Genomic DNA, 12,282 nt, shown 5'->3' with positions numbered 1-12,282 from the left:
ACACTTAATTTTAAACTTTCTTGCGATGATTTAAAACCGAAGTTTTACTTAACTCTCTGAGCAGCTTGCGCCTCGCTATGCGTTGGCGTTCCCCGTCTCAGTGGGGTCGCATTATAGGGAGAACAGATTTTTACGCAAGCACTTTTTTAAAGAAAAACTAAAAAAAAGCACTGTTCGGTCAATATATAAACTAAACCCTCTATAACAGGTAGTTTTATAACCAAAACAGGCCTTTTCTGGCCACTATTTAAGTGTTGCTGTTACACTCAAACAACTATAACTGGTATTTAAAAGGTATATATATGGCTATCCGTTCTTATAAAGGTATAACTCCCTCTTTCAATTCGTCTGTTTATGTTGATGAATCGTCTGTTTTGGTAGGCGATATTACTATTGGTGACAACTCTAGTGTGTGGCCTCTAGTAGCAGCACGAGGTGATGTTAACTATATACGTATTGGTGAACGTACCAATATACAAGATGGTAGTGTTCTTCATTTATCGCGCGCCACTAAAAACAACCCAGATGGTTACCCACTTATTATTGGTGATGATGTGACAGTAGGGCACAAGGTTATGCTGCACGGATGTACACTTGGAAACCGTATACTTGTCGGTATGGGTGCTATTGTAATGGATAATGTAATAGTAGAGGACGACGTTATTATTGGTGGGGGTTCATTAGTACCGCCAAATAAACGATTGGAGTCTGGTTATTTATATGTTGGTAGTCCAGTTAAACAAGCTCGCCCATTAACAGAGCAAGAGCTTGCTTTTTTAAAAGTATCGGCAGATAACTATGTGCAATTAAAAGACGAGTATCTAGCTGAGATCGGCTAAATTCACTTCTATTTGCCCTGCCGAGTTATAACTTTCATCTTCTATAAGTTGCTCGGCACATTCTTCATAATCAAATCGGTACTTATCAAAATGCTGCGTTGCGTGGCTTTCATCTTTAAGCCCTAGCTTTCGTAAATCTATAACACACTCCACCAGCATTCCTGTTACTTGTGCATAAAAGACTAATTGGTGGGAAGGTTCTCTAAACTCGAGTCTGTCTATAAACTGTATAGCTTGATTCATTTAAGCATGCCTTGTTTAAGTGCTTTAACAACAGGAAGTATGGCTGGCATTTTATTACGCCATACAAAAAATGCCTGTGCGGCTTGACCTACCAACATACCACTACCATCTAACAGCTTAGTATTTGTATTATGCTGTGCAACCCAGTTCATAAATACGGTATTTTGCTGGGAGTAAAACATATCATAAGCTACATCACAGCGAGTTAAGTGTTTTTTATCAAGCGCCGGAAGTTCGTTATTCATACTACTTGATGTAGAGTTTACGATAAGTGAGTAGTCGCTTACTGGTAAATCATCAAATCCATAGCCTGAAACTTTTCCATATTCAGCAAATAGCAAAGCTAAGTCTTGCGCTTTTTTTGCCGTACGATTAACAATAATGATTTCTGAAGGGTTGTGTTTAAGTAAAGGTAATATTACCCCTCTTGCTGCGCCACCCGCACCAATAATCAAAATACGCTTATTAGTAATTATCACTTCATTGGCAAGTAAATCGTTTACAAAGCCTACGCCATCGGTGTTATCGCCTAATAACGTGCCATCTTTGCGTTTTTTAAGTGTATTAACGGCACCAACAATTTTAGCAAGCGGGGTGAGTTCATCAGCCATGGCATACGCTTGCTCTTTAAATGGCATAGTTACATTTGCGCCTACCCCGCCTTGCTCAAAAAAGGCAGTTACTGTTTTTTCAAAATCATCGATAGGTGCTAATATTGCGCGGTAGTCGATTTGCTCACCCAAAGATACAGCAAATTGTTTATGTATCGCGGGGGATTTTGAATGTTTGATTGGATTTCCAAAAACCGCATATTTGTCCATTTTAAAACAACCTCTTTGCAGCTATATACTGCCTATTAACGATGATAAGTAATATGATTAAACGACTTTTTTCAAAATCTAAACCAGCCCCTGAGCAACCAGCGCCCACTCCTGAGAAAACACCGTATGAAATAATTGGTGGAGAAGCAGGTACCCGTGCTATTGCTAATAGATTCTACGACATAATGGCCAGCGATGAATACGCCAAACCATTATATGATATGCATCCTCTGCCATTAGATAGAATTCGCCAAGTGTTTTTTGAATTTTTATCGGGTTGGTTAGGCGGGCCTAACCTATTTACTGAAAAGCATGGCCAACCTATGCTACGCAAGCGCCATATGCCGTTTACTATAAATAAAGACCTGCGCGATCAGTGGATGTATTGTATGAATAAAACCCTCGATATAGAAGTAGACAACCCCCTACTGCGTGAAGGGTTAAAGCAATCTTTTGGACAACTTGCCACGCATATGATTAATGAGCACTAATTATTAACTACTTAGCAAAAAGGCGCTGATATGCGCCTTTTTTAACTCATTTTATTATTTACAATTGCCACTCTCTGGCTATTAAATCAGTCTGTTTAGTACTTAGCCACTCTTGTGGACGTAAATAGTATTGATACAAATTAGCCTCTGCGCTGTCGGGCGCGGGCTTATAGTTGTATTCCCAGCGCGCCAGTGGCGGCATCGACATCAATATAGACTCTGTGCGCCCACCGCTTTGCAAGCCAAATAAAGTGCCTCTATCCCACACAAGGTTAAACTCTACGTAACGACCGCGGCGATACAATTGAAAGTCACGTTGTTGCTGTGTAAATTCATCATTTTTACGGCGCTCAATAATAGGTAAGTAAGCATCTAAAAAGCCATTACCAACCGACTGCATAAATGCAAAGCTCTGCTCAAATCCTAACTCGTTTAAGTCATCAAAAAATAAGCCACCCACACCGCGTGTTTCGTCGCGGTGTTTTAGATAAAAATATTCATCGCACCAGGTTTTGTACTTTGGATACACTTGTTCACCAAAAGGTGCACAAATGTCGTGTGCGACTTGGTGCCAGTGTTGTACATCTTCAAAAACGGGGTAAAACGGCGTTAAGTCAAACCCGCCGCCAAACCACCAAATAGGCTCTTCGCCTTCTTTTTCGGCTATAAAAAAGCGTACATTGGCATGACTTGTAGGAACATGTGGGTTTTTTGGATGAATAACTAATGAAACACCACATGCATGAAAGCTTCGCCCTGCAAGCTCTGGCCTATGAGCGGTCGCAGAGCCCGGCATAGATGCACCAAACACATGCGAGTAGTTTACGCCGCCTTGCTCTATTACATTGCCGTTAGTGGTTACTCGGGTACGACCACCGCCACCTTCAGCGCGCTGCCAACTGTCTTCTACAAACTTTGCACTGCCATCAGCCTTCTCTAAGCCTTGGCAAATAGTGTCTTGCAAAGCCATAAAGTAGGCTTTTACTTGTTCTAATAATTCGCTTTGCATATTAACCTCTAAACACTTTGCCGGTCATGGCATCTTTTATTGTACTGGGTTGCGTGTTCCCGCCTAACGGCTCGTCAACATAAAAGCCAACTTGCTCTGCAAATTGCTGCTTGGCCTGTTCAATACTAGTTACCGTGGGCTGACCAGTTAAATTAGCACTAGTAGAAACCAGCGGCTTACCTAATTGCTGGCATAAGCGCTTAACACTTGGATGATCAGTAACCCGTACGGCAATCGTATCAAACTGCCCTGTTAACCATTTAGGCGTATTTTTAGCAGCAGGCATGACCCAAGTAATAGCACCGGGCCAACTAGAAAAAATATCAGCACGTTTGTCCATTGGTAGCTTTACATCGTCAACATACTTTAATAACTGACCGTAGTTATCAGCGATTAAAATAAGGCCCTTTTCAACGGGACGCTGTTTTATTTCTAGCAATTTCTCAACAGCTTGCTGATTATCTGGATCACACCCTAAGCCATAAACGGCTTCAGTAGGATATAAAATAACGTCGCCTTGCTCTAAGCAAGATATAGCCGTAGGCAATGTAGAAAGGTCTGACAAAATATGCTCCAGAAATTTATATTAATCAGTAGTGGTAAGTTTTTGCAGGCAACTTTTTTGTGGGCACTGTAGCACAATACCATTGGCCATTTTTTTCTCAATAACAAGCGGCCAATCGCACTTAGGGCATAGCTTGGCTATGGGTTTGTTATTTAGCGTGTATTTACAACTCGGGTAACAGTCGCATGAGTAAAACGTTTTACCAAATTTATTGCTGCGTGCAACAAGCTGCCCTTTTTTGCATTTAGGGCAGCTAGGTAATACTTCATCGTTATTATTCGGCTCATCATCGTGGGCGATGTAATGACACTCAGGGTACCCTGTACAACCAATAAACATGCCATAACGGCCGTTTTTAACCACCAGCGGTTTTGTGCACTGTGGGCAGGCTGAATCTTCAAGTATTTTTATTTCGTTGCTATCGTGATGCGCTAATGGACGAATAAAATCGCATTTAGGGTAACTAGCACAACCCAAAAACGGGCCTGTTTTAGAGTTACGGATCACTAATTCAGAACCACATTGTGGGCAGACTTCGTATTCTTTTTCTAAGGCGTGTTTATCCGCCGAGAAAAGCGAATGGTCGATTTTACTCATGAGGTTCCTAATGGGTTGCTGAATTTTCGCCTAATATACCCAAACCACTTAAAGATACAAGCTGTGCATATATGTTTAAGTGGTTTGGCATACAATTTTAATGTAGAAGTTCGGTGGGTTCGTCAAATATGAGGTCTTCCATTTGCTCGTAGGCCTCTTCTGAACCTGGTACGTTAAATAACACCATAAGCACCACCCACTTTAAGTCATCAAGCGAAATATAAAGTTTATCTAATGCGGCAAGCCGGTCCATGACCATTTCACGGGTTACACTGTTAACTACCCTTATTTGTTCTAAAAACATTAAAAAACCACGGCATTCAACGTTTAACATTTTGCATTCGCTATCGGTAAATATGCGCATCGCTTGGTGTGGCTTTGTAATTAGGTAAGGCGACTCATCGCTGCGTTGTAAATCAGCCAATTGCTCAAGCCAATTTAACGCTTTATAAATTTCGGTCTTATTAAAACCCGCGCGAAGTAATTCATCGGTAAGCTCGTTTTCTTCAATATAAATATCAGCTTCACTGTGAATGTAGTTTTCAAAAAGATACATGAGAATATCAAACATATTACCTTCCTGTGCTTAGCTTTATATACCCGTCTAATACTCGCTCTATTTCATCGTCTAATTCTAAATCGAGTAACCTTGCCAACACTTTATCGATTGGCCACTTAGTGCGATTTACAATTTCATCAACACTTGTCACCTCATACCCTATACTATTTAACACCTCACATTGCGGCTGTTTACTTACAGGTTCCTCTTTATTATATAGACCGCTTTGGTAAGAAAAGCTCACCTCATCTAAAATATCTGTTACATTTTCGACTAACTTAGCGCCCTGCTTTATTAAAAAATGACTCGCTTGCGATAAAGGGTTTTTAATAGAGCCCGGCACAGCAAAGACCTCTTTATTTTGCTCAATAGCGTAACGCACCGTAATTAATGAACCGCTTTTGATTTCAGCCTCTACAATAACCACGCCTAAAGACAACCCCGATATGATACGGTTTCTGCGCGGAAAGTTATGCGCATTAGCAGCGGTCCCCGGTAAAAACTCACTGATTAATAAGCCATGCTCTAATACTTGGTCTGTTAATAATTTATGGCGCTTGGGGTAGTAAATATCAACCCCTGTCCCTAATACACCAATTGTATTGCCATTATTGGCCAATGCCCCTTTGTGCGCGGCACCATCAATTCCCCGCGCCATGCCCGAGGTAACAGTAATACCGGCTAAAGTAAGCTGATATGCAAGCTCCGAAGCTATTTCAAGCCCCGTAGGTGTTGCGTTTCTACTACCAACTATGGCCACTTGAGGACTAGATAATAGCGCTATATCGCCTTTGCAAAATAGTAATAAAGGGGCACTGGCTATGTGTTTTAGTTCAGCGGGGTAAAGCGCATCAAAAATACATACTACCGTAATGTTAAGCTGCTGAATTTGTTGCTCGTAATGGTTTACTTGCTGCCAGTTTGTATTGAGTAAGTTGCAGGCTTGGTTTTGGGTTAGGCCAAGCTGTTGTAATTCACTTTGGTTTAAATCAAATAATGATTCGAGGGGGTGAGTATGTGATAAGGCTAGCAGTGTTTTAATACCTAAGCCTTTACACATATAAAAGGCAAGCCAGTGGGCTAGCTTGCCAGATGACTGATCCATGCTCTCTCCTAGAGCACCGACTCGCTACAACTTAATGAATTACTACACTATCTCCAACGCGAATTGGGTGCTGATTTTTTGTTATTAATGCATAACTCACTTTGTCATACACTTTAAATACTATTAACTCACCCACTTTTTCGTATGGCATTGTCCATGTTGTGGTGTCTTCATTTGGCTCGCTACCAAAAAATTCACCCGCATCAGATAAAAGCTTTTCAAACTTGCTCGAATCCTCTGGATAACGCGGTCCTCGCGGGCCATCAATAACAGTGGGTGATTGGCGTTCTAAATCGAGGATATGACCAACTTCTATTTGTTGCTCAGCACCTAAGTTTAGCACCACTACATCCATTGTGCTGAATTCTCTTACTTGGCGTGGAGATGCAATAACACGCCCTGATACACTTTGCTGTGGACGATGCATATTAAAGTACGCTGGTAACATTTGTCCTTGCATTGCGGGAAGTAAAAAATCACCTTGTTGAATCTCTTGCTTTACTGACTCAACACGTAAAGAGGACGGAACCCCATTGCTTTCATCGCCCGTTCTAAATGCACGAGCCATGCCTACATACGTAGCGCGAGTAGCTAGCTCTTCACCAGTTTGTGTATCTATGTAAGGTTCGCCTTTGTGATAAATAGCATACGCTTTGTGTACTTTCAAATCGCCCTTGGCGTATAAAATATGACCTAACGTTTGCGTTTTAGTATTTTCGTTTGCCCCTAAAATATACGGCTTATCATCTATGTCATCGCTGTTAATCGCTTGCTCATAACTTAAATAAGGTTTAATTATTTCAAGGGGCAAAGTGGTAATGGCGTTGTTACCTTTTGGTGTAATACGCCCCTGTGGCGATAATTTTCTGTACGCTTTATTAATGACTAAACGCGGGTTACCGTCGGCGTCATACACTAACGCGAGTGCATCGCCTGGATAAATCAGATGCGGGTTATCTATTTGCGGGTTCATTTGCCAAAGCTCTGGCCACAGCCATGGCTCTTCTAGATAAATGCCGGAAATATCCCAAAGGGTATCACCTTTTTTTACAACATATTGTTTTGGAGCATCTTTTTTTATTTGTAAAACATCAGCAACTGCAGGAAAGGCAGTGCTTAGTGCAAACATAATTGCAGCCAATTGGGATTTCATTGGGCTTCCTTGTATTGTTTTTTCATTATTATTGACCAAAACCTGTTAAAGGGGAACGCGAATGGCTAAAATAAGAGCATACAATACCCTAAATTAAGCACAAGTGTAAAAAGGTAACTATGGCTAGGTTAGAAGTTTTAAGATTTCCAGATGAGCGTTTACGTACGGTAGCAAAAGAAGTGGCTCAGGTTGATGACAACGTTCGCCAAATAGTAAAAGACATGCTAGAGACAATGTACGATGAAAACGGCATTGGGCTAGCTGCTACACAGGTTGATATTCATCAACGTATTGTGGTGATCGACGTATCAGAAGAGCGTGACGAACCACTGGTTTTAATTAACCCACAAATTATTAAAAAAGATGGTTCAACAATTAGCGAAGAAGGCTGTTTATCAGTACCTAACTCTTACGCAAAAGTAGACCGTGCTGAAACCGTAACCGTTGCTGCTCTTAACGAAAACGGTGAAGAATTTGTACTAGATGCAGATGAGCTATTAGCTATTTGTATTCAACACGAACTCGATCACTTACAAGGTAAACTATTTATTGATTACCTATCGCCATTAAAGCGTCAACGTATTCGCAAAAAGCTTGAAAAAGAAGCTAAATTTGCCGCGAAGTAATAAGCACCTTAGGAAAACTCAGTGACAAAACCACTACGCATTATATTTGCCGGTACGCCGGACTTTGCCGCTCGTCACCTACAAGCGTTAATTCAAAGCGAACACCAAATTGTTGGTGTTTACAGCCAACCAGACCGCCCTGCTGGGCGGGGTAAAAAGCTAAAAGCCAGTGAAGTAAAAGCGCTTGCGCTTGAACATGAACTACCTGTTTTTCAGCCACAATCATTAAAAAATGAAGAGGCCCTAACAGATCTTAAAAGCTTAAATGCCGATATCATGATTGTGGTGGCCTATGGCTTAATTTTACCCAAAGCCATTTTAGAGGCGCCACGCTTAGGGTGTTTAAATGTGCATGGCTCTATTTTACCGCGCTGGCGCGGTGCTGCGCCAATACAGCGGGCAATTTGGGCTGGCGATGAAGAAACCGGCGTAACCATAATGCAAATGGATGAAGGGCTTGATACCGGCGACATGTTACATATTAGCCGCTGCCCTATTGCTGCAGATGAAACCAGTGCCAGCTTATACACTAAACTAGCTGAACTTGGTCCCGGAGCGCTTATTCAAACCGTTAATAAGTTAGCCAATGGCGAACTTACTGCTGAGCCACAAAACGACGAGCAGGCAAATTACGCTAAAAAGCTTTCAAAAGAGGAAGCAAATATTGATTGGACAATGGATGCCGTTCAAATTGAGCGTAATATTCGTGCGTTCAATCCATGGCCTGTGTGCTTTACTCAAATGGGTGAGCAAAGCGTAAAAATTTACCAAGCTTCAGTCGTTGAACAAACAGGCAATGCCGGCGAAGTTTTATCAAGCGATAAAAACGGCATTGTAGTGGCGTGTGGTAAGCTGGCATTGTGTATTACACAGCTGCAACCACAAGGTAAAAAACCAATGGCAATTAGCGACTTTTTAAATGGTCGTAGTGACTGGGTAACTCCAGGCACCGTATTAGGCGAAAACAATGAGTAATGTTCAAAACGTACGTGCGCTTGCCGCAGAAACTTTATATAACGTGGTTGATAAAGGCGCATCGCTAAATCAAGAACTGCCATTTGCCAGTCAAGGGCTGCCCCCGAAAGACAAAGCACTATTACAGCAAATTTGTTATGGCGTATTACGCTACCTACCTAGCCTTGAAAACTACTGCCAACATTTAGTAGAGCAGCCACTTAAGGGTAAACGCCGTATTTTTCAGTTTTTGTTGTATGTAGGTATTTATCAGCTGCAGCATATGCGCGTGCCACCGCATGCCGCCATTTCTGAAACCGTTAACGCCCTAGGCCAAATGCGTGCATTAGGTTTAAAAGGCTTAATCAACGCTATTTTGCGAAGTTTTCAGCGCCAACAAAGCGAGCTGGAAGAAAAAGCCAAGCAAATACCAGTGTGTTTATATAACCATCCAAACTGGTTTATTAAGCAAGTGCAAGCTGCCTACCCAGACAACTGGGAAGCGCTTCTTGAAGAAAACCAACAACAAGCCCCTATGTGGTTACGTGTTAATCAAGCCCAATACAGCACGCAACAATACAGCGAAATGTTAACGGCTAACGATATTGAACACACATTAAATCCAGAGTTTGTTGATGGTATTAAACTAGCTAAGCCACGTGATGTATTCTCACTGCCAGAATTTGATGTGGGCGCCTGCTCGGTGCAAGATGCTGCAGCGCAATTAGCCGCACGTTTTTTGGCACCGCAAGCTGATGAATACATTTTAGATGCCTGTGCAGCACCTGGCGGTAAAACATGTCATATATTAGAGCTTGCCGATGCAGAAGTATTAGCACTTGATAGTGACGCCACTCGTCTAGAGCGTGTTAAACAAAATTTGACCCGTATCGGCTTAGGCGCAGACCTACAATGTGCGGATGCTTCGCAGCCGCACACATGGTGGGACGATCAACAGTTTGACCGTATTTTATTGGATGTGCCGTGTTCGGCAACCGGTGTTATACGCCGCCACCCAGATATAAAATGGCTTCGCCGCGCATCAGACATTGAAGATTTAGCTAAACTACAAAGCGATATACTCAATAGCATTTGGCCGCTACTCAAGCCAGGTGGCACTATGATATACGCAACCTGTTCGGTACTGCCGCAAGAGAACCAACAGCAAGTCGCTAAATTTTTAGCTAATAATAGTGACGTTGAGCATATACCACTGCACGACAACGACACGGTTATCAACCCTGGTTTACAATTACTACCAGGTGAAAGCGACGGATTTTATTACGCTAAGCTAGTTAAAAAAGCTTAATAGCCGTACACTCAATAGCCATTTATTAAACAGTAAATGGCTATTTTTTAATTAAACAGTAATTCGGGTAAATAATGAAAATAATCATACTCGGTGCCGGACAAGTCGGTGGTACGCTTGCTGAAAACTTAGTTGGCGAACAAAACGAAATAACCGTTGTTGATATAGATGGCAACCGCTTACGAGAGCTGCAAGATAAGTACGACTTACAAGGGGTTGCTGGTCACAGTGCCCATCCAGACGTACTCAGACGTGCGGGTGCTGAAGACGCCGACATGATTATTGCAGTAACCAGCTCAGATGAAGTCAATATGGTGGCGTGCCAAGTTGCGTATAGTATTTTTAATACGCCAACTAAAATAGCCCGTATCCGATCAGAGCAATATTTAAAATACCGCGAAAAACTATTTCATAACGACGACCTTCCGGTTGATCATTATATTGCCCCCGAAGCGCTTGTTACCAAATATATTCGCCGTTTAATAGATTACCCAGGCGCACTGCAAGTACTGCAATTTGCCGATGGTATGCTCTCACTTGTAGCAGTAAAGGCCTACTATGGCGGCTTATTAGTCGGTTATGCGCTTTCTGCTTTAAAAGAACATATTCCGAATGTAGAAACTCGAGTAGCAGCGATTTACCGCCAAGGTAAAGCCATAAAACCACAAGGGACCACAGTAATCGAAGCGGACGATGAGGTATTTTTCATTGCTGCCACTAAACATATTCGCGCCGTTATGAATGAGCTGCAAAAGCTTGAACGTTCCTACAAAAAAATTATGATAGCTGGTGGCGGTAACATTGGTGCAGGCCTTGCTCGTTCACTCGAAAAAAACCACAGCGTTAAGTTACTAGAGCGTAGTAAAGAGCGTGCAGAACAACTTTCTGAAATGCTCGATAACACCGTTGTGTTTTGTGGTGACGCCTCAGACCAAGAGTTACTTTCAGAAGAACACATAGAGCAAGTTGATGTATTTATTGCCGTAACCAACGACGATGAAGCTAATATAATGTCGGCCATGCTTGCAAAACGCATGGGCGCACAAAAAACCATGGTGCTTATACAGCGTGGGGCATATGTTGATTTAGTGCAAGGAGGTGAAATAGATATTGCTATATCACCACAACAAGCGACTATTTCAGCGCTGCTAACGCACGTGCGCCGTGGCGATATTGTTAACGTTTACTCGTTGCGCAAAGGGGCAGCAGAAGCTATTGAAGCCGTGGCCCATGGCGATGAAAATACATCAAAAGTAGTTGGTCGTGCTATCGCCGATATCAAGCTACCTGCAGGTACAACAATTGGCGCTATTGTACGCAATGACGACGTACTAATTGCCCACGACGACACTGTTATTATGTCTGGCGATCACGTTATTATGTTTTTAATTGATAAAAAGCACATCAATGTAGTCGAAAAGCTATTCCAAGTGAGTGCTATATTTTTATAGTTAAACACGAAAAAGCCGCTGACTAAGGCGGCTTTAGTGGAGTATGTTTTTTTGGTTACTAAGCTTCCTTGCTCAGCAACTAAGACTTACTGTACTTTTGAAAATTCTTGCTCAGAAATTTCACCATTACCGTCAGTGTCTAGCTGGTCAAAAATTTTCACTAGCTGTGAATTTACCTGCGCTTCTTGCTTTGAAATTGCACCATCACCGTCGGCATCAAACGAGGCAAAATCGACTGCAGCATACGCCGCTGATGAAGAAGCTAATACGATAACGGCAAGGGCTGTATTGAATGTTTTCATAGTTGTGTCCTAATTAAGAGGAAGTCCTTTTCTGAGATCCATGAGTTTAAAAAATTAACTAAAAGTGCTTTTGACAATTTACATTACCAAGTATTTATACAAATTAAAGATTAGTACTTAGAGAACTCTTGTTTTGAAAGCTCACCGTTTCCATCGGTATCTAGTTCAACAAATTCAGCCATTAAATCCGCATCAACCGATGCTTCAGCTTGGCTGATTGCACCATTGCCATCTACGTCTAACGTATCAAAATCTGTT

At 41.9% G+C, this 12,282-nt stretch carries 16 protein-coding genes; 6 read left to right on the top strand and 10 right to left on the bottom strand.

Going from position 1 to position 12,282, the window contains the following annotated elements; genetic code table 11:
* Positions 1–302: 302 nt before the first annotated feature.
* Complete coding sequence (locus tag CWC17_RS15280; protein ID WP_055018531.1) at positions 303–839, top strand: gamma carbonic anhydrase family protein; 537 nt, start codon at positions 303–305, stop codon at positions 837–839.
* Here the strand turns inward: CWC17_RS15280 and CWC17_RS15275 are convergent.
* Both CWC17_RS15275 and aroE read right to left on the bottom strand, forming a co-directional pair.
* Positions 822–1,082 carry a DUF1488 family protein gene (locus CWC17_RS15275; RefSeq protein ID WP_138541956.1) on the bottom strand — a complete coding sequence of 87 codons (261 nt, stop codon included), beginning with the start codon at positions 1,080–1,082 and terminating at the stop codon, positions 822–824. The two genes, CWC17_RS15280 and CWC17_RS15275, sit on opposite strands and share 18 nt — an antisense overlap.
* Complete coding sequence (gene aroE, locus CWC17_RS15270) at positions 1,079–1,903, bottom strand: shikimate dehydrogenase (RefSeq protein WP_138541955.1); 825 nt, start codon at positions 1,901–1,903, stop codon at positions 1,079–1,081. The genes CWC17_RS15275 and aroE overlap by 4 nt, the downstream gene beginning before the upstream one ends.
* A gap of 53 nt (positions 1,904–1,956) precedes the next feature.
* Between aroE and CWC17_RS15265 the strand changes: the two genes are divergently transcribed.
* Complete coding sequence (locus CWC17_RS15265) at positions 1,957–2,394, top strand: group II truncated hemoglobin (protein WP_029773006.1); 438 nt, start codon at positions 1,957–1,959, stop codon at positions 2,392–2,394.
* A gap of 58 nt (positions 2,395–2,452) precedes the next feature.
* Here CWC17_RS15265 and hemF read toward each other — a convergent pair whose 3' ends face one another.
* The 6 genes from hemF to CWC17_RS15235 all read right to left on the bottom strand — a co-directional run bounded on the left by hemF (position 2,453) and on the right by CWC17_RS15235 (position 7,382).
* A complete protein-coding gene (hemF, locus tag CWC17_RS15260; protein ID WP_055020137.1) occupies positions 2,453–3,403 on the bottom strand; it encodes an oxygen-dependent coproporphyrinogen oxidase in 951 nt (316 codons plus the stop codon).
* A gap of 1 nt (position 3,404) precedes the next feature.
* Positions 3,405–3,968: an L-threonylcarbamoyladenylate synthase type 1 TsaC gene (gene tsaC, locus CWC17_RS15255; RefSeq protein WP_138613842.1), complete on the bottom strand. Its 564-nt coding sequence runs from the start codon at positions 3,966–3,968 to the stop codon at positions 3,405–3,407.
* Positions 3,969–3,989: 21 nt separating this feature from the next.
* Positions 3,990–4,565, bottom strand: coding sequence for a DNA topoisomerase family protein (locus tag CWC17_RS15250; RefSeq protein WP_138613840.1), 576 nt, complete (start codon positions 4,563–4,565; stop codon positions 3,990–3,992).
* A gap of 97 nt (positions 4,566–4,662) precedes the next feature.
* A complete protein-coding gene (locus tag CWC17_RS15245) occupies positions 4,663–5,136 on the bottom strand; it encodes a DUF494 family protein (protein ID WP_055016185.1) in 474 nt (157 codons plus the stop codon).
* Between the two features lies 1 nt (position 5,137).
* A complete protein-coding gene (dprA, locus tag CWC17_RS15240) occupies positions 5,138–6,229 on the bottom strand; it encodes a DNA-processing protein DprA (protein ID WP_055016186.1) in 1,092 nt (363 codons plus the stop codon).
* A gap of 31 nt (positions 6,230–6,260) precedes the next feature.
* On the bottom strand, positions 6,261–7,382 hold the full coding sequence (locus CWC17_RS15235) for a LysM peptidoglycan-binding domain-containing protein (RefSeq protein ID WP_055016187.1): 1,122 nt from the start codon (positions 7,380–7,382) through the stop codon (positions 6,261–6,263).
* Between the two features lie 119 nt (positions 7,383–7,501).
* Between CWC17_RS15235 and def the strand changes: the two genes are divergently transcribed.
* From def to trkA, 4 genes are all read left to right on the top strand, one after another.
* Positions 7,502–8,008 carry a peptide deformylase gene (gene def / locus CWC17_RS15230; RefSeq protein ID WP_055016188.1) on the top strand — a complete coding sequence of 169 codons (507 nt, stop codon included), beginning with the start codon at positions 7,502–7,504 and terminating at the stop codon, positions 8,006–8,008.
* Positions 8,009–8,029: 21 nt separating this feature from the next.
* The gene (gene fmt / locus CWC17_RS15225; protein ID WP_138613838.1) at positions 8,030–8,983 is read left to right on the top strand and encodes a methionyl-tRNA formyltransferase; all 954 of its coding nucleotides are present in this window, start codon (positions 8,030–8,032) and stop codon (positions 8,981–8,983) included.
* Complete coding sequence (rsmB, locus tag CWC17_RS15220) at positions 8,976–10,271, top strand: 16S rRNA (cytosine(967)-C(5))-methyltransferase RsmB (protein ID WP_055016190.1); 1,296 nt, start codon at positions 8,976–8,978, stop codon at positions 10,269–10,271. Before fmt ends, rsmB begins: the two co-directional genes overlap by 8 nt.
* 74 nt (positions 10,272–10,345) lie before the next feature.
* Entirely contained in the window at positions 10,346–11,722 is a 1,377-nt protein-coding gene (gene trkA / locus CWC17_RS15215; protein WP_055016191.1) for a Trk system potassium transporter TrkA, read from the top strand.
* 86 nt (positions 11,723–11,808) lie between these two features.
* On the opposite strand, the gene CWC17_RS15210 is transcribed toward trkA, so the two are convergent.
* Positions 11,809–12,024 carry an EF-hand domain-containing protein gene (locus tag CWC17_RS15210; protein ID WP_138541950.1) on the bottom strand — a complete coding sequence of 72 codons (216 nt, stop codon included), beginning with the start codon at positions 12,022–12,024 and terminating at the stop codon, positions 11,809–11,811.
* Positions 12,025–12,134: 110 nt separating this feature from the next.
* A partial coding sequence (locus tag CWC17_RS15205) for a calmodulin (protein WP_138613836.1) occupies positions 12,135–12,282 on the bottom strand: 148 nt, incomplete at its 5' end.

Origin of the sequence: Pseudoalteromonas sp. S3785 (assembly GCF_005887365.1) — a bacterium.
Taxonomy (GTDB): Bacteria; Pseudomonadota; Gammaproteobacteria; order Enterobacterales; family Alteromonadaceae; genus Pseudoalteromonas.
The sequence above is the reverse complement of the archived record's forward strand: the minus strand, read 5'-3'. Positions and strand labels throughout refer to the sequence as shown.